Below are 16,474 nucleotides of genomic sequence, written 5' to 3' on the forward strand. Positions count from 1 at the left end.
CAGCCCGAAGTTCGCTGTATGCCCCGCTTTCTTGCCGTCTACACGATGAAGCCCGAAGACCTTGCCCGCTTTCGCAGCCTGCCCAAGCCCGAGCAAGATGCGATTGATAGCGTCGGATTGCAGCAGTGGGCGGACTGGGAGGAGAGAAATGCCGCACTCTTCCCTGATCGCGGCGGTATGGTCGGCAGAACGACGCGCGTTACAAAGGACGGCACCGCCGACGCCGTGAACCCTTTCTGCGGCTACATTGTCATCGAGGCCGATACCATCGAGGCTGCCGCCCGCCTGTTTGAGAACCACCCGCATTTCACCGTCTTCCCGGGAGACGGCGTGGATATCATGCCCTTCCTCACCGACCCTACGATGACTTGAAACTCCGCTTGCCGCTTTCTGATGTCAAAAGCCGTCTGTCCGCTGTCGGCCCAAGGGCAGTCGTTCCCTGATCCATGTCAGAAGCGCTCCCGGCTTGATGTCATGGGTAAGCGCACGAACGATTTCGCATTCGACATCATGCGTCGTCAGCGCCTTCGTGAACTCCGCGCGCATCCGATCGGTGCGACATGTCCCGCCAGGGAGAATCTGCCAAAAAATGCTTATAATGGGCAACCTCTATTCGCGCGGGCGTCCGCACTGATTCCATGCGGCAATCGCGCCGACCATCCTCGTGCGCCCTCGCGTCCCGCCGCAAGCCCGCGAAAGGGGTCAGCCATTCGCGGGTAGATTCTGTTCGAGTGGATGCGATCAGAGTCGCTCGGCCCGGACCTTCAGGATCTGGTACAGCACGGTTCGAATGCGCTGCCAAACGGTCAGTCGCTTGATCATGCCTTGCCCTCCTGTTCGTTGCCGATACGTCGGCTGCCCGTTCAGATGATCTGTGCCGCAAGTGCCACGCCAACCAATGAGGTGCCGACGCCTGCCGTGCGGATGGCCTTCGGCCAGCGCCGAAGCGTCAGGGCAGCCAACGCCCCGCTCGTGTGCAGAGCCGAAGTGGCGACCACGAAGCCAACCGCGTAGGCGATGCCGCTGACCGTCTCGGGAGTTTCGAGGCCGTGGGCATTGCCGTGGAAGAGCCCGAAAAGGGCAGCCAGCGACGCGGCCACCGCCAGAGGCAACGGTCTGGCGAGCGCCATAATGGCGCCGAAGACAACCAGCGACAAAGCGATGCCGGACTCAAGCGATGGCAAGCCAATCCCGGCGATGCCCAGCAGCGCGCCAGCGATCATCGTCGCGACAAAAAGCGACGGCACGACGACGATGGCTTTGCCGCCGGTCCGGGCGGCGATGATGCCGACGGCCATCATGGCAAGCAGATGGTCGATGCCGGCCAGCGGGTGTTCAAGGCCACTCATTAAGCCGTGGACATGAAAACCGCCGCTATGGGCGAAGGCCAATGACGGCGCGAGGACCGCGGGGACGGTCAGGGCAAGCCTGGACAAGGCTGCCGGGGTGAGCCTGCCGAGAATCAAAAGTGTTGTTTTCATCGTTCTGGACCTGTTTGAAAGGCGAGTGATCGGTTCGAAGCCGGGGCTCATTGTCCGGACCCTGGCATGGCGATCTGCGCGGCTTCGGATCTGTCGGCCAAAAACCGCGCCTGGCCAAAGTCGAGGGGTTTTTGCCCGGTGCCGTCATGGTAGACGAAGGCCAGGCGACGCCGGTGCGACGTCAGTTTCGCGGGCAGCGGGTGATAGGTGACGCCGCCACCGCCGATCAGCGGCATGACGGCGCCGACATCGACCATGTCCTGCGTCTCGACACGCAGAAGATGCAGCCGCATACCGTCGGCGGTTTCGCCGACGAACGGAATCCCGGCGAGACGCAGGAAACTGGAGGGGTCGGGCGCCCGCGCAAAGCCTTCGAGGAAGGCGATTTCGACGAGATCGGGATCCGTCGTCCGCGGGTCGGCAGGTTCGTGTGCATGGTCGTGCGGCAGATGCGGCGTCTGCCATTGCAACGGCTTGCCGGTCGGCCCGTTGTGGCCGACAGGGTGCGGATGGTGGTGACCATTCGGCCCGTGATGGTGGCCGTCGCCATGGTCATGGCCGTGGTGATGATGATCGTCGTGCATGGTCAAAAGCTCGTCGGCTTGTCGATGATGGATTTGTGCTTGCCGAGATTGCCGTGCGCGACCATCGAGCCGAGCGCCTCGACGACGACCCGCACGCCGAACAGCGCGGTGATGTCGGAGGTGTCGTAGGGCGGCGACACCTCGACCACTTCCAGTCCGCAGATGCCGGGCGCCGAGACGAGCCCGAGCAGCTTCAGCGCCTCGCGCGGCAGGAAGCCGCCGGGCTCCGGCCAACCCGTGCCGGGCACGAAACCGCAATCGATGCTGTCGACATCGAAGGAGATGTAGACCGCGTCGGTATCCTTCCATGCCAGTTCGAGCGCGATTTCCGCCGCCTTCTCCAGCCCCATCTGTTCGATGTCGGAAATCGTCAGCACGTTGGTGCCGCGCTTCCTCGCCTCGGCCACGCCATAGCGGGGCACCTGCCAGCCGCCGATGCCGAGCTGCACCAGATTGGTGGCCGAGACGTTCGGCAGGTTGGTCGCCCAGTACCACGGCGTCGTGTGCATGCGCTCGTCGAGATCCTTTTCCTGGATGTCGATGTGGCGGTCGAAATGGATGATGCCGATGCGCTTGGAGGTCACGTCGGCAATGCCGCGCACGCAAGGAAATCCGATCGAATGGTCGCCACCCAGCATGATCGGCAGCGCACCCGACGAAGCGACATGGCTGACGCCCTTGGTGATCTGGTCGAAGCTCTTTTCGAGATTGGCCGGAATCGTGAAAACGTCGCCGGCGTCACACAGTGTCATCTGCTCGCGCAGGTCGACACCGAGCTCGTAATTGTAGGGCGTGTAGAGCGCCGAGATGCGACGGATGCCTTGCGGACCGAAGCGGGTTCCCGGCCGGTAGGTGGTGCCGCTGTCGAAAGGAATGCCCATCACGGCTGCGTCATACCTGCCGACGTCGCGGACGTTCTCGACATAGGGCGCCTTGAGGAAGGTGTTGATGCCGGCGAAATGCGGCAGCTCACCGCGTGCGAATGTCGGGATCGATTTGTCGATGATCGAATCCGATCCGGGCAGGCCCATATCCAGCGCCCATTTCTGTTCCTTGCGCCAGCCGTCCTCGGGCAGCTTGCCTTCCGCCTCGATCGCCTTCCAGCCCTGCATGTCGCGGATCTCGAAGTTCGGGTGGTGGAAACGCTGGCGGGGCTGGCGGTCGGTGAGCCCGGCGCGGCGATGCCGGCGTTCTGGACTGTCTCTGTGCATGAAAACCTCCTTCACGACGCCGTCGTCGCGATTGCGCTATCCAGTCGGGTCGTCCCGACCATCGCGGCCACTTTGGCCACGTCTCGTGAGCAAGCTCGGTTCTTGCGGTCGAGCTTCAGATCGTAGGTGATCGTCGCGCCATAGGCGGACGGGAACTGGGGGTCGTGGCGGACCTTGTCGAAGACGAGCACACGGGTGCCGAGCTTGAAGGCTTCGCCGATATCGTGGGTGACCATGACGACGGTCATGCCGTGCTCACTCCAGAGCTCGGTGAGCAGTTCGTGCATCTCGACGCGAATGCCGGGATCGAGCGCGCCGAACGGCTCGTCGAGAAGCAGGATCTGCGGCCGGCCAAGCAAGGTCTGGGCGATCGCCAGCCGCTGCTGCATGCCGCCCGAGAGCGATGCCGGATAGAGGTCGCGCGCATGGGCGAGGCCGACGCGTTCCAGCATGGTTTCGGCCTCTTGTCTGGCGCTCCTGCGCCTGGCGCCGAAGACGCGGCCAAACGGCCCGCCAGAGCGAAAATCCTCGACAAGCAGCAGGTTCTGCAGGGCGGTCAGATGCGGAAACACCGAATAGCGCTGGAAGACGATGCCGCGCTGCGGCGTCGGCTCCGGCACGATCGGCTGGTCGCCGACAACGACCTTGCCGCCGCTCTGCTGTTCCTGGCCGAGCAGGATGCGCAGGAAGGTCGATTTTCCGCAGCCGCTGGCGCCAACCAGCGACAGGAATTCGCCCGGCTCGGCGGTGACGTTGACCCGCTCCAGCACGCGGACATCGCCGTAGCTCTTCTCCAGTCCATGGACTACGATGCGGCTCATTGGTTCTGCACCGGATGAGCCCAGGGTGAGATGGCGTGCGAGAGCCGCACCAGCAGCCAGTCGGTAATGACGGCAAGCAGCGTGATCCAGGCGACATAGGGCAGGATGACGTCCATCGACAGATAGCGGCGGACGAGGAAGATGCGGTAGCCCAGCCCCTCGGTCGAGGCGATGGCTTCCGCCGCGATCAGGAACAGCCAGGCCGGTCCAAGCGCCAGCCGCACGCAGGTGATGAGGCGCGGCGTGACCTGCGGCAGCACCAGCCGCAGCACCATGGTCCAGCTGTTGGCGCCGAGCGTCTGCGCCTTGGCGACGAGTTCGGGCGGCAGCTCCATCACCCGGTTGGCGATGTCGCGCACCATGACCGGGGCGACACCGAGAGCGATCAAGGTAATCTTGGCCGTTTCGCCGAGGCCGAGTGCGATGAACAGAATCGGCAGCAGCGCCAGTGGCGGGATAACGCAGACCACGGTGACGAAGGGTAGCAGAAAAGCCCTGACACGCGGGATGAAGCCGATGGCGACGCCGAGGCAAAGGGCGGTGAGCGCCGCCACGCCGACGCCTGCGAACAGCCTGACCAGGCTGGCAAAAGTGTCTGCCCACAGGATGAGGTCGCCCGAGCGTTTGTCTGGAACCGTGGCAAGATCCAGGAAAGCCGACCACATCTGTGCCGGGGAGGGCAGGAGCTTGTCGCTGGGATTGACGGCGAGTCTTTGCGCCGATGCGAAAAGATAGGCGATCGCCACGGCGGCAAACGGCAAGGCACCAAGGAACAGGGCTCCGCCTCGCGAGACCGTCGCGTTGATCAGGCGAAGCCGCGCTTTCCGCCTGCGCGGGGGCGGGCGCGCGACTTCGGCCCTCGCCTCGGGCACAGCATTCACGGTGCCGGTTCCTCTGGCCAGCATGTCGCGCCCCTAGAGCGTTCCAGCCGCCGCCAGGGCCATGTAGGCCGGATCGAAACGCAATTTGACGTTGTTGGGGTCGCCCAGCGTGGAGCCGTCGGGGAAGCTCATGCCGATCATGTCGACACTCGGCGCATTGGTGCCGAGGATGCCGTGGCTGAACAGGAAGTTGCGGACCAGATCCATGGTCTTCGGCAATTCGGCGCCGTTCGTGAAGTCCACCGCCTTGGCCGGCTCGAAGAACATCGCCGTCGATGCAAGCTGCGCATCGAAGCCGGCAAGATCCGTACCCGATGCCTTGGCCATCTCTTCCTTGGCCGCCTTGCCTTCGGGCGTGCCCGATGTCATCAGCGCCATGGCTTCATACCATGCACCGGCAAGCGCCTTGCCCAGGGCCGGATTGTCCTTCAGCGTTGCGGTGTTGACGACCATCAGGTCGATGATCTCGCCGGGGATCTGCATCGAATCGAACACCTTGTGGGCGCCCGGCATGGCAACAATTTCCGAGACCAGCGGATTCCAGGTGACGACGGAGGTGACGTCGCTGGTGCCGTAGGCGGCGACCATGTCGGCATCGGAAGTGTTGACCACCGTGATGTCCTTCTCGGCGAGGCCGACCGTGTCCAGCGCGCGCGCCAGCAGATAGTGCGAGACCGAGAGTTCGACGAGATTGACCTTCTGGCCGGTAATGTCCTTGAGTGCTGACTTGTCCTTGAGGATGACCGCGTCGTTGCCGTTGGAGAAGTCGCCGACGATCAAGGCGGTCGTGTCGACACCGCCGCCGGCCGGGATCGACAGCGCATCCATGTTGGTCATCGAGCAGCCGTCAAAGCCGCCGGCCGTGTACTGGTTGATGCTCTCGACATAGTCGTTGATGCGGGTGATCTCGACATTGATGCCGTATTTGTCGGCCCATTTCTTCATAATCCCGCTGTCGGAGAGATAGCCCCACGGCATCCAGCCGACATAGATCGACCAGCAGATCTTGAAGTCTTTCTTGGGAGCCGCCTGCGCGGCCGGAATGAAGGGAAGGCTGAGTGACGCGGCGAGGATGATTGCGGCCAGCTTGCGAAGCATTGCGTACCCCTGTTTGCGATCCGGATTGCGGCCGGACGTTTGTTGGGGGTTCACGGAGCGCGCATCCGGGAGAGGTTCGCGCCAGCAAACCCGTGCAGGGTTCTCCCGGGATTTTGGCCCGCCGTGTTCCGCCGGATGCCTCAATGCATCCCTGGCGGTCGCGTCTCTTGGACCAGCGCCGTGATCGACACGGCCGGAACCCTAGACGCTCTGCACGTTAAGCAACCAAGCAAGGGGCGTGCCAGTCCAGCGATACCGCTCTGAGGCGGCTTTTCTCCCGATTTGAAGGCAGTCGCGTCATGCTGATGCCGCAAAAAACATCGCAACGCTGACCGATTAGGCAGTATTTGGCGACGCCCATTCGGAGAACAATGGTGGAAAATGTATGCACACGTGAAAGTCGCGGAGAATGTGCTACATATTGTGGCACCTATTGTGATACAAATCGGAGGTGGGTAAAGGCAATAAAAACAATGCTTTATAGAAGAGATCGATCCCAGCCAACTGGACAAATTAGGCCGCTTGCACCTTGTGCGGTGGTGAACTCAACGACGAAGCTTGAGGTTCGAGCTGGCGTGAAGGCGGACCACGGCGGGCGGGGACAGTCGGTCCCGCGTCCCGTCCTGCGGCCGGCGCTATGCTGACGCTCCTACGTCTGTCCCGTTCACCGCCCGCGGCCGGGGGCGAATTTCCTTCGTCCCACGCGCGACAACCGTTCGCTGTTGCTCGCCGCGCGGGACTGCGGTTTATACGCCGTTCTTCCTAGAGCGCCGACGACCGCCGGCGCTGAGATCGACGAGACCTAAGGACTAGTCCTGTCGTTCGCAAGCGTTGCTCGTCAGCTGGCAGTGACCGGCATTGTCGTCCCTTGCGCCCTTCGGCTGCTCGCCGAGCGCAAAGACAGCGCTTGCTTCGCTGACGATGGAGACGTGATCCTTGGCAGCCTTGCCAGCGGCATTGCCATCGCCGCGCATGATCGCGGTGACGATGGCGTCATGCTCTTGCCAGGATTTAGCGAGACGCCCCGGCAGCATGAACTGCGCGCGCCGGAAGGGCGCTAGCCGGCTGCGTGTCATGGTGGTCATCTCATAGACATGGGTGTTGTGAGCACCGCGATAGAGCCGGGTGTGGAACTCGGTGTTGAAATATTCGTAGTCCTCTTCGGCGCCCAGTTGCACCAGCCGTGCCGAAGCCTGATGCTCGATCTCGAGCGAGCGGCGCTCGCCGCTGGTCATGCGCTCGGCCGAGAAGCGGGCGCAGATCGCCTCCAGTTCGGCCATGCTCTCGAACATCGAGGCGAGATGCTCCTGCGTCACCACCGCGACAATGGCGCCCCGGTTCGGCCGCCTTTCGACTAGGCCCATGGCGCTGAGCTGGCCGAGCGCCTCCCTGACCGGCGTGCGTGACACGTCGAAGCGGGCGGCGAGCGAGGCCTCGTCGAGCTTTTCGCCGGGGCGCAGGAAGCCGGTGACGATCCGGTCGCCGATCGCCCTCACCATCTGATCGACGGTCGTGCCCGACCTGATCAAGCTACGCTTCCCCGACAAATTTCCTCCGTCGTCTTCTTGTGGAGTCGGTCGGCCCGTCGGCTTGCTCGACTCGATATAGCTCTCTATGCCTCAATTTTAATCCGCCTGTCAAACTGGCTGTTTTCAAGGCAAAAAGTGCATGCAATTGCCCGCTCCATGAGCAAACGATTTTGATAGCGTAACTGATTTTGTTCAATAAATTGCACCAAACCCAATTGGCATAGCAATTGCATGCACTTTCCTGAAGAAGACATCAACCGACCCCGGAAAAGGGTCCTACAGGGGAGCATAAGAGATGACCGACAGATTCATGCTTAGCCGCCGCCAGTTGCTCAAGACGTCCGCCGCCGGAGCCGCGCTCGGCCTGGCCTCGGCATCCTTTCCCATCGGCCGCGCCTTCGCCGCCACCGCCACCGTCGGCTTCATCTATGTCGGCCCGAAGGACGACTACGGCTACAACCAGGCGCATGCCGAAGGGGCAGCGTCGTTGAAGGGCATCGAAGGCCTCTCGATCGTCGAGGAGGAGAACGTCCCCGAGACGGTCGACGTCCAGAAGACAATGGAATCGATGATCAACCTCGACGGCGCCTCGCTGATATTCCCGACCTCCTTCGGCTATTTCGATCCGCACATGCTCGCCATGTGCGCGAAATTCCCCGACGTCCAGTTTCGCCATTGCGGCGGCATGTGGAACAAGGACAAGCATCCGATGAATGCCGGCTCCTATTTCGGCTATATCGGCATGGGCCAGTATCTGAACGGCGTCGTCGCCGGCCACACCTCGAAGACCAAGAAGCTCGGCTTCGTCGCCGCCAAGCCGATCCCGCAGGTGCTGCTCAACATCAACTCCTTCCTGCTTGGCGCGCGCTCGGTCGACCCGACCATCACCTGCCAGGTGATCTTCACCGGCGAGTGGTCGCTGGCGGTCAAGGAAGCGGAAGCCACCAACGCGCTGGTCGACCAGGGCGCCGATGTCATCACCTGCCATGTCGACAGTCCCAAGGTGGTCGTCGAGACCGCCGCCGGCCGCGGCGCGTTCGTCTGCGGCTACCACGCCAACCAGAGCCCGCTGTCGCCCGAGAAATACCTGACCGGCGCCGAATGGAACTGGGCCAAGGTCTACAAGATGTTCGTCGACGACCTCATCGCCGGCAAGCCGCTGCCCAATTTCACCCGCGGCGGACTGGCCGACGGCTTCGTCAAGATGAGCCCGCTCGGCCCCGCCGTCTCCGAGCCGGCGCGCAAGCAGTTCGACGCCACGCTGGCCGAAATGATGAAGGGCGGCTTCTCCGTCATCAAGGGCCCGCTGAAGAGCAACAAGGGCATCGTCGTCGCAACCGAAGGCCAGGCATTCGCCGAGACCGCCATCGAGCTCGAAAGCATGGACTATCTCGTCGAGGGCGTCGTCGGCTCGACCGCCTGAACCGGACGGAGGCGGCAATATGACAGACACGGTGGCAGGCGCGCCAGCGACGTTCGGTGCCAGGGGGTATCCGGCGGCGCTCGAATGGATCGCCCGGCGGGCGGAAGCCTTCGTCATTCCGATCGTGGCGCTGATCGTCGGCATGGTGCTGTTCAGCCTGTTCATCCTGGCTGTCGGCAAATCGCCAATCCAGCTGTATGAAACGATGTGGCGCGGCGGCTTCGGCTCGTGGTTCTCGGTCCAGAACTCGCTGTCGCGTGCCGCTCCCTTGCTGCTAGCGGCGCTCTGCGTGGCGCTGCCGGCCCGGCTCGGCCTCGTCGTCATCGGCGGCGAGGGTGCGATCGTGCTCGGCGGCGTCTCCGCTGCGGCAGCCGGCACGGCGCTCAGCGGCGCCCCTTCCTTCATCGTCATTCTCGTCATGGGCGTGGCGGGCATGGCCGCCGGCGGCATCTGGATCGGTGCCGTCGGCGCGCTCCGCCATTACCGCGCCGTCAACGAGACCATCTCCAGCCTGCTGATGGCCTATATCGCCATCGCTCTGATGAACCAGCTGGTCGAAGGACCGCTGCGTGACCCGGCCTCGCTCAACAAGCCCTCGACCCAGCCGCTGGCCGAGATCTACCGCATCGGCAACATGCCGGGCATGGAGGTGCATTGGGGCCTTGCCGTCGGCGTCGTCGCCTGCATGCTGTCCTGGGTGCTGATCGAAAAGACCCGCTGGGGCTTTGCCGCACGCATCGCCGGCGGCAATGTCAGGGCGGCCCAGGTGCAGGGGCTCGCCGTCGGCTCGCTGATCGTCGGTTTCACCGGGCTGGCCGGCGCCTTCGCAGGCCTCGCCGGCATGCTGGAGGTCGCGGCCGTGCAGGGCAGCGCCAACGCCTCGCTCGCCGCCGGCTATGGCTATACCGGCATCCTCGTCGCCTTCCTCGCCCGCCACAATCCGCTGGCCATCATCCCGGTCGCCTTCCTGCTTGGCGGCATCGATGCGTCCGGCGGGCTGATCCAGCGCCGCATGGACCTGCCCGACGCCACCGTGCTGGTGCTGCAGGGTATGCTGTTCGTCGTCATCCTGTTCAGCGAGACCCTCTACGGCCGCTTCAAGGCCTTCAATCCCGACCTCTGGCAAAGGAGCAGCTGATGGACGCCACCGGGATCGGCCTCTGGGGCGTGCCGCTCGCCATCCTCGGCGGCGCCATCCGCGTTTCGACGCCCTTCATCTTCGTGTCGCTCGGCGAAGCCATCACCGAACGCTCCGGCCGCATCAACCTCGGCCTCGAAGGCACGCTGGTGTTCGGCGCCATGAGCGCCTATGCGATCGCGGTGATGACCGGCTCGCCCTGGCTCGGCCTCATCGCCGCCGCCTTCGCAGGCCTCTGCTTCGGCCTGTTCCACGGCTGGATCTGCAAATTCCCGAAGGTCAACGACATCGCCATCGGCATTGCCCTGATGCTGTTTGGTTCGGGCCTGGCCTTCTTCTTCGGCAAGCCGTTCATCCAGCCCTCGGCGCCCGACCTGCCGGCCATTCGCTTCGGTGCCTGGTCGGACATTCCGCAGGTGCAGGCGGCACTTGACGTCAACGTGCTGTTCCTGATCGGCGCCGCACTGGCGGTGTTCCTGTGGTGGGCCTTCCGCAACACCCGCGCCGGCCTGATCCTGCGCGTCGTCGGCGACAGTTCCGACGCGGCGCGCGCCATGGGCCTCAACCCGAACACGGTGCGGCTCGCCGCCACCGGCGTCGGCGGCGCGCTGGCCGGCATCGGAGGCGCCTATCTGTCGCTCTACTATCCCGGCAGCTGGACCGAAGGCATCTCGTCGGGGCAAGGGCTGATGGCGGTGGCGCTGGTCATCTTCGCGCGCTGGAACCCGCTCGGCTGCTTTGCCGCCGCCCTTCTGTTCGGCGGCGCCGGCGCCCTAGGCCCCTCACTGCAGTCGGTCGGCGTCACGCAAGGCTACTACCTCTTTTACGCCGCCCCTTACATCCTCACCCTCGTCATCATGATTGCCACCTCGTCGCCGAGCCGCTCGCTCGCCGGCGCGCCGGGCGAACTGTCGATCACCAAATGAGACCGGAGGTTTTGCCATGAACGCCAGAGCCGGGATCACCCAGCGATATATCGACGCCGATCCCTACCCGTGGCCCTACAATGGCGATCTGAGGCCCGACAACACGGCGCTGATCATCATCGATATGCAGACCGATTTCTGCGGACCGGGCGGCTATGTCGACCACATGGGCTACGATTTGTCGCTGATCCGCGCCCCGATCGAGCCGATCAAGTCGGTGCTGTCGGCGATGCGCGAGAAGGGCTACACCATCATCCACACCCGCGAGGGCCATCGACCCGACCTCGCCGACCTGCCGGCCAACAAGCGCTGGCGCTCGCGCCGCATCAATGCCGGCATCGGCGATCCCGGGCCCTGCGGGCGCATCCTGGTGCGCGGCGAGCCTGGCTGGGACATCATCCCCGATCTCTATCCGGCCGAGGGCGAGCCGATCATCGACAAGCCGGGCAAGGGCTCTTTCTGCGCCACCGATCTGGAGCTGATCCTCAACCAGCGCGGCATCGACAACATCGTTCTGACCGGCATCACCACCGATGTCTGCGTCCACACCACCATGCGCGAGGCCAATGACCGCGGCTTCGAATGCGTGATGCTGGAGGATTGCTGCGGCGCCACCGATTATGGCAATCACCTCGCCGCCATCAAGATGATCAAGATGCAGGGCGGCGTGTTCGGCGCGGTGTCGAACTCGGCCGCGCTCGTCGCCCAGCTGCCGTGAGGAGACAGGGGATGAGCCCAACCACCCGCATGAAGGCGGTCGGCGTCGAGACCATCGGCATGACCATGCGCTTCGGCGCCTTCACCGCACTCGACGATGTCTCGGTCAAGGTGCCGGCCGGCTCCTTCCACGCGCTGCTCGGCGAGAACGGTGCCGGCAAGTCGACGCTGGTCAAATGCATGATGGGTTTTTACCACCCGACCTCCGGGGACATCATCATCGACGGCCGCGAGGTAACGATCGCCAGCCCCAGGGATGCCTCCGCGCTCGGCCTCGGCATGGTCTACCAGCATTTTACGCTGGTGCCGTCGCTGACAGGTGCCGAGAACCTGGTCATTTCGCGCGAAAAAGTGCCTGGGGTCATCGACTGGCGCAAGGAGCGCGCCGCGCTCGCACAGTTCATGGAGCGGATGCCGTTCAAGCTGCCGCTCGACGTCAAGGTGGCCGAGCTTGCCGCCGGCGAGAAGCAGAAGCTGGAGATCGTCAAGCAACTCTATCTCGGTCGCTCCTTCTTGGTGCTGGACGAGCCGACATCGGTGCTCACGCCTGGCGAGGCGCAGGAGGTACTGGGCCTGGTGCGCGCCATGACCAGGGCTGGCGACCTCACGGTGCTGATGATCTCGCACAAGTTCCATGAGGTGACGGCGTTCGCCGACGACGTCAGCGTGCTGCGCAAGGGCAGGCTGACCGGCACCGGCCGCGTCACCGACCTCGACCACAGGCAGATGGCGGCGATGATGATCGGCGACCAGCCGATCGCCGCCCTCGACAGCCGCGCCGAGCCGATGCCGGACGCCGAGATCGTGCTCAAAGTCAAAGCATTGAAAGCGCCGGACCGCACCGGGTTGAAGTCGATCCGCGTCGAGGATCTCGGCGTTCGCTCCGGCGAGATCGTCGGCATCGCCGGCATTTCCGGCAACGGCCAAAAGGAATTCCTCGAAGTGCTGGCCGGGCAGCGCCCGCGCGATGCCGGCGAAGTCATGGTGCGCGGCACCGCCTATGCGGCAACGCGCGCCGAGGCGCGCGCGCTCAATGTCCGCCTCATCCCTGAGGAACCGCTGAAGAACGCCTGCGCGCCAAAGATGACGGTGGCCGAGAACATCTCCTTCCGCACCTTCGACATTGACGGCAATGGCAAGCCGGTGAGCTGGATCAGCACCGGTACCATCAGGACGTTCAGCGCCCGCCTGGTCGAGCAGTTCAAGGTCAAGACCGCCTCGCTGTCCTCGCCGATCGCCTCGCTGTCGGGCGGCAATGTGCAGCGCGCCGTGCTCGCTCGCGAACTCACCGGCGAGGTCGATCTGCTAATCGTCTCCAACCCGTGCTTCGGCCTCGACTTTTCGGCCGTCGCCGAAATCCGCGCCCGCATCATGAAGGCGCGCAATGCCGGTGCCGCCGTCCTTCTGATGTCGGAGGACCTCGACGAACTGCTCGAACTCTCCGACCGCATCTTCGTCATGTCCGACGGCGCGCTGGTCTACGAGACCCCGATCGCGCAGGCGAGCGTGCAGACGATCGGCGAGCATATGGCGGGACATCATTGATGGCTGAAATCGCAGCGCAGCCGTTTCCATTCGCCTTCAAGCCGAACACTATGGCGCTGGTCGTCATCGACATGCAGCGCGACTTCGCCGAGCCGGGCGGCTTCGGCGCCAGCCTTGGCAACGACGTCAGCCGGGTGACCGCGATCGTGCCGACGGTGAAGAGGCTGATCGAAGGCTTTCGCGCCGCCGGCCTGCCGGTGATCCACACCATGGAATGCCACAAGCCCGACCTTTCCGACCTGCCGCCGGCCAAGCGCAATCGCGGCAATCCGTCGATCCGCATCGGCGATGCCGGTCCGATGGGTCGCGTGCTGATCGCCGGCGAGCCTGGCACGGCGATCCTCGACGAGCTTGCGCCAATGCCCGGCGAGATCGTCATCGAAAAGCCCGGCAAGGGGGCATTCTACGCGACCAGCTTCGGCGACGACCTCAAGCGGCTCGGCGTACAGCACCTGGTCTTTGCCGGGGTAACGACCGAAGTCTGCGTGCAGACGACAATGCGCGAGGCCAACGACCGCGGCTATGAGTGCCTGCTCGCCGAGGACGCGACGGAGAGCTACTTTCCCGAGTTCAAGGCGGCGGCGATCGCCATGATCAACGCGCAAGACGCCATCGTCGGCTGGACGGCGACGACCGACCAGGTGCTCGAGGGAATTGCCAATGCCTAATCTTGCTTTTGCTGGCCTGCTCGACGGCGGCTGGCACGATCTGGCGTTCGAATATTTCCGCGACGGCATCACGGTGCATTGGCTGCTCAAGGGCGGGCCGGTCGAGCCGTCGGTCGCGATTCTGAAATACCGGCCCGGCGCCGGCGTGCCGCGCCACCGCCATGTCGGGCTGGAAACCATCGTCGTGCTGGAAGGCACCCAGAGCGACGAGAACGGCGACTATCCTGCCGGCAGCGTTATCCTCAATCCGGTCGGCACCGAGCATTCGGTGTGGACGAAGGACGGCTGCGTCGTGCTGATCCAGTGGGACCTGCCGGTGATCATTCCGGGGGAGACGAAATGAGCGATATCCACTTCGACATCGGACGCCTGCACAGCACGTATCGGGCCGGCACCGGCGTCGCGGAGGTGATCGACACTGTCTATGCGCGCATCAAGGTGGCTGATGATCCGGGCATCTTCATCCACCTTGCGCCCAAAGAAGATTTGCTTGCCGCAGCCGAAACACTCGGCCCGTTCGATCCCGTGGCAAAGCCGCTTTGGGGCATTCCTTTCGCCGTCAAGGACAACATCGACGTTGCCGGCATGCCGACGACGGCGGCCTGCGCCGAATACACCTACTGGCCCGACAAGGACGCCACCGTGGTGGCGCGGCTCAAGGCGGCCGGCGCGCTGGTCGTCGGCAAGACCAATCTCGACCAGTTCGCCACCGGCCTTGTCGGCGTGCGCACGCCGTGGCCGATCCCGCGCAACGCCATCGACCCGGAGCTGGTGCCGGGCGGCTCTTCATCCGGCTCGGCGGTGGCGACGGCGCGCGGCATCGTCTCCTTCGCGCTCGGCACCGACACCGCCGGCTCCGGTCGCATCCCGGCCGGCCTCAACAACATCGTCGGGCTGAAGCCGACCGTCGGCGGACTGTCGGCCACTGGTGTCGTGCCGGCCTGCCGCACGCTCGATTGCGTCTCGGTGTTCGCGCTGACCGTCGACGACGCCTACAGGGTGTTCTCGGTCGCGGCGGCGCGCGATACGGCCGATGCCTATTCGCGCGACATCGCCGTCCAGCCGCTTGCCGCGCGCCCGCCGGTGCTGAGCATCGGCGTGCCTGCAAAAGCGGACCTCAAATTCTTCGGCGATGCGGCCATGAAAGCCGGCTTCGAGGCCTCGCTTGGCATGCTGTCGCGACTCGGCTGCCGGCTGGTCGAAATCCCCTTCGGTGATTTCTACGCCACCGCCAACCTGCTCTACGAGGGCGCCTGGGTGGTCGAGCGCTATGCGGCGATCCGCGATTTCATGGAGGCCAACGAAGCGGCCATGCATCCGGTGACGCGCAAGATCATCGGCGGCGCCAGGAACCTGTCGGCGGTGGACGCCTTTCGCGGCCTCTATGCCTTACAGGCCTACAAGGCGAAGCTCGCCCCGGTCATCGCCTCGGTTGACCTGTTCTGTGTGCCGACCGCGCCGAAGCACTACACCACCCGCTCTGTGCTCGCCGACCCGGTCGAAACCAACAGCCGGCTCGGCACCTACACCAACTTCGTCAACCTACTCGACATGTGCGGCATCGCAGTGCCTACCGGCAAACGTGGCGACGGCCTGCCGATGAGCGTCACCCTGCTGGCGCCCGCCGGCCGAGATGCGCTGACGGCGATGCTCGCCCGCGAGCTGCATGCGGCGAGCGGCCTTCCGCTCGGCGCCACGGGCTGGCCGCAGCCCGGCCTCCAGCCGGCCGCCGAGACTGCCGGCGATGGCGTGATCGATTTGGTGGTGGTCGGTGCGCATCTGTCGGGTATGCCGCTCAACGGCCAGCTACGGAATCTAGGAGCCCAATTCTCGAGAGCAACGAGAACCACGCCTGCCTACCGGCTCTACGCTCTTGCCGGCCAGTCCACGCCCAAGCCAGGCCTCGTCCGGGTTGCCAGCGATGGCATGCAGATAGACGTCGAGGTCTGGCGGCTTGATCCGGACGCCTTCGGACGGTTCGTCGCCGCCATCCCCCCACCGCTCGGTGTAGGAACGATCGAACTCGAGGATGGCAGCGTGGCCAAGGGGTTCCTGGTGGAAACCGCTGGCCTCTCAGACGCGTCCGATATCTCCGCCTATGGTAGCTGGCGCAGTTTTATTAGACGCGACCAAGTAGTGGCCGATCAAACTGACCTTCGGTAAAATGGAACCGCTGTCTCCCAACGCAAAACGAATGAACCCAAAATTCGGGTCGACCTTGTTGGCTTGCGAAAGCGAGTCGTGGATGCCAGGTTTGCCAACGGCAGCTTCTTGCATCTAGCGACCTCCAGCGTGGTCTCCGACGATGTCTTCTGTGGATGGCTCCCGTATTGCAAGAGGTAATTCGTTGTTCTGGCGCATTGGTCGGGTGCAGTCTTCTGTCCGGCCTGTTCATGCAGCCGTTCGAAGCTGCTGGCCCTGATGGGGTCGGCGAACAAGGTCCCAATCTGCT

The 16,474-nt window shown here is 64.3% G+C and carries 16 protein-coding genes and 1 riboswitch; of the genes, 9 read left to right on the forward strand and 7 right to left on the reverse strand.

What is annotated here, in order from left to right:
- Window positions 1-18 precede the first annotated feature (18 nt).
- Entirely contained in the window at window positions 19-372 is a 354-nt protein-coding gene (locus AC04SI_RS31770) for a hypothetical protein (RefSeq protein ID WP_404284597.1), read from the forward strand.
- A gap of 491 nt (window positions 373-863) precedes the next feature.
- On the opposite strand, the gene AC04SI_RS31775 is transcribed toward AC04SI_RS31770, so the two are convergent.
- The 7 genes from AC04SI_RS31775 to AC04SI_RS31805 all read right to left on the reverse strand — a co-directional run bounded on the left by AC04SI_RS31775 (window position 864) and on the right by AC04SI_RS31805 (window position 7,605).
- Window positions 864-1,481, reverse strand: a complete 618-nt coding sequence (locus tag AC04SI_RS31775) for a HupE/UreJ family protein (protein ID WP_404284595.1) — start codon at window positions 1,479-1,481, stop codon at window positions 864-866.
- Between the two features lie 47 nt (window positions 1,482-1,528).
- Window positions 1,529-2,065, reverse strand: a complete 537-nt coding sequence (locus AC04SI_RS31780) for a hypothetical protein (protein WP_488475596.1) — start codon at window positions 2,063-2,065, stop codon at window positions 1,529-1,531.
- A gap of 2 nt (window positions 2,066-2,067) precedes the next feature.
- Complete coding sequence (locus AC04SI_RS31785) at window positions 2,068-3,276, reverse strand: agmatinase family protein (RefSeq protein ID WP_404284591.1); 1,209 nt, start codon at window positions 3,274-3,276, stop codon at window positions 2,068-2,070.
- Window positions 3,277-3,287: 11 nt separating this feature from the next.
- Window positions 3,288-4,097 (reverse strand): ABC transporter ATP-binding protein, encoded by an 810-nt coding sequence (locus tag AC04SI_RS31790; RefSeq protein WP_404284589.1) that lies wholly within the window; start codon window positions 4,095-4,097, stop codon window positions 3,288-3,290.
- On the reverse strand, window positions 4,094-5,002 hold the full coding sequence (locus AC04SI_RS31795) for an ABC transporter permease (RefSeq protein WP_404284587.1): 909 nt from the start codon (window positions 5,000-5,002) through the stop codon (window positions 4,094-4,096). The genes AC04SI_RS31790 and AC04SI_RS31795 overlap by 4 nt, the downstream gene beginning before the upstream one ends.
- 9 nt (window positions 5,003-5,011) lie before the next feature.
- Window positions 5,012-6,076 carry a putative urea ABC transporter substrate-binding protein gene (locus AC04SI_RS31800; protein ID WP_404284585.1) on the reverse strand — a complete coding sequence of 355 codons (1,065 nt, stop codon included), beginning with the start codon at window positions 6,074-6,076 and terminating at the stop codon, window positions 5,012-5,014.
- Between the two features lie 100 nt (window positions 6,077-6,176).
- A riboswitch (guanidine-I (ykkC/yxkD leader) is annotated at window positions 6,177-6,292 on the reverse strand.
- A gap of 593 nt (window positions 6,293-6,885) precedes the next feature.
- The gene (locus AC04SI_RS31805; RefSeq protein WP_488475597.1) at window positions 6,886-7,605 is read right to left on the reverse strand and encodes a GntR family transcriptional regulator; all 720 of its coding nucleotides are present in this window, start codon (window positions 7,603-7,605) and stop codon (window positions 6,886-6,888) included.
- A 295-nt stretch (window positions 7,606-7,900) separates the two neighbouring features.
- Here AC04SI_RS31805 and AC04SI_RS31810 point away from each other — a divergent pair, with 295 nt between their 5' ends.
- From AC04SI_RS31810 to atzF, 8 genes are read left to right on the forward strand one after another with little or no spacing between them, the layout of a single operon-like run.
- Entirely contained in the window at window positions 7,901-9,028 is a 1,128-nt protein-coding gene (locus tag AC04SI_RS31810; RefSeq protein ID WP_488475598.1) for a BMP family ABC transporter substrate-binding protein, read from the forward strand.
- Between the two features lie 19 nt (window positions 9,029-9,047).
- Window positions 9,048-10,166, forward strand: coding sequence for an ABC transporter permease (locus AC04SI_RS31815; RefSeq protein ID WP_404284580.1), 1,119 nt, complete (start codon window positions 9,048-9,050; stop codon window positions 10,164-10,166).
- A complete protein-coding gene (locus AC04SI_RS31820; RefSeq protein WP_488475599.1) occupies window positions 10,166-11,092 on the forward strand; it encodes an ABC transporter permease in 927 nt (308 codons plus the stop codon). The genes AC04SI_RS31815 and AC04SI_RS31820 overlap by 1 nt, the downstream gene beginning before the upstream one ends.
- Before the next feature lie 16 nt (window positions 11,093-11,108).
- Window positions 11,109-11,810 (forward strand): biuret amidohydrolase, encoded by a 702-nt coding sequence (biuH, locus tag AC04SI_RS31825; protein ID WP_404284576.1) that lies wholly within the window; start codon window positions 11,109-11,111, stop codon window positions 11,808-11,810.
- The gene (locus AC04SI_RS31830) at window positions 11,693-13,354 is read left to right on the forward strand and encodes an ABC transporter ATP-binding protein (RefSeq protein WP_404284610.1); all 1,662 of its coding nucleotides are present in this window, start codon (window positions 11,693-11,695) and stop codon (window positions 13,352-13,354) included. Before biuH ends, AC04SI_RS31830 begins: the two co-directional genes overlap by 118 nt.
- A complete protein-coding gene (locus AC04SI_RS31835; protein ID WP_404284574.1) occupies window positions 13,354-14,022 on the forward strand; it encodes a cysteine hydrolase family protein in 669 nt (222 codons plus the stop codon). The genes AC04SI_RS31830 and AC04SI_RS31835 overlap by 1 nt, the downstream gene beginning before the upstream one ends.
- Complete coding sequence (locus tag AC04SI_RS31840; RefSeq protein ID WP_488475600.1) at window positions 14,015-14,365, forward strand: cupin domain-containing protein; 351 nt, start codon at window positions 14,015-14,017, stop codon at window positions 14,363-14,365. Before AC04SI_RS31835 ends, AC04SI_RS31840 begins: the two co-directional genes overlap by 8 nt.
- Window positions 14,362-16,185, forward strand: a complete 1,824-nt coding sequence (atzF, locus tag AC04SI_RS31845; protein WP_488475601.1) for an allophanate hydrolase — start codon at window positions 14,362-14,364, stop codon at window positions 16,183-16,185. The genes AC04SI_RS31840 and atzF overlap by 4 nt, the downstream gene beginning before the upstream one ends.
- The last annotated feature ends 289 nt before the right edge of the window (window positions 16,186-16,474 follow it).

This window comes from Mesorhizobium sp. CNPSo 4689, from assembly GCF_057784325.1.

Bases quoted from the DNA above. Each gene is read 5' to 3' on its own strand.
- AC04SI_RS31770 (WP_404284597.1), top strand. From the start codon at position 19: ATGCCCCGCTTTCTTGCCGTCTACACGATGAAGCCCGAAGACCTTGCC.
- AC04SI_RS31775 (WP_404284595.1), bottom strand. From the start codon at position 1,481: ATGAAAACAACACTTTTGATTCTCGGCAGGCTCACCCCGGCAGCCTTG.
- AC04SI_RS31780 (WP_488475596.1), bottom strand. From the start codon at position 2,065: ATGCACGACGATCATCATCACCACGGCCATGACCATGGCGACGGCCAC.
- AC04SI_RS31785 (WP_404284591.1), bottom strand. From the start codon at position 3,276: ATGCACAGAGACAGTCCAGAACGCCGGCATCGCCGCGCCGGGCTCACC.
- AC04SI_RS31790 (WP_404284589.1), bottom strand. From the start codon at position 4,097: ATGAGCCGCATCGTAGTCCATGGACTGGAGAAGAGCTACGGCGATGTC.
- AC04SI_RS31795 (WP_404284587.1), bottom strand. From the start codon at position 5,002: ATGCTGGCCAGAGGAACCGGCACCGTGAATGCTGTGCCCGAGGCGAGG.
- AC04SI_RS31800 (WP_404284585.1), bottom strand. From the start codon at position 6,076: ATGCTTCGCAAGCTGGCCGCAATCATCCTCGCCGCGTCACTCAGCCTT.
- AC04SI_RS31810 (WP_488475598.1), top strand. From the start codon at position 7,901: ATGACCGACAGATTCATGCTTAGCCGCCGCCAGTTGCTCAAGACGTCC.
- AC04SI_RS31815 (WP_404284580.1), top strand. From the start codon at position 9,048: ATGACAGACACGGTGGCAGGCGCGCCAGCGACGTTCGGTGCCAGGGGG.
- AC04SI_RS31820 (WP_488475599.1), top strand. From the start codon at position 10,166: ATGGACGCCACCGGGATCGGCCTCTGGGGCGTGCCGCTCGCCATCCTC.
- biuH (WP_404284576.1), top strand. From the start codon at position 11,109: ATGAACGCCAGAGCCGGGATCACCCAGCGATATATCGACGCCGATCCC.
- AC04SI_RS31835 (WP_404284574.1), top strand. From the start codon at position 13,354: ATGGCTGAAATCGCAGCGCAGCCGTTTCCATTCGCCTTCAAGCCGAAC.
- AC04SI_RS31840 (WP_488475600.1), top strand. From the start codon at position 14,015: ATGCCTAATCTTGCTTTTGCTGGCCTGCTCGACGGCGGCTGGCACGAT.
- atzF (WP_488475601.1), top strand. From the start codon at position 14,362: ATGAGCGATATCCACTTCGACATCGGACGCCTGCACAGCACGTATCGG.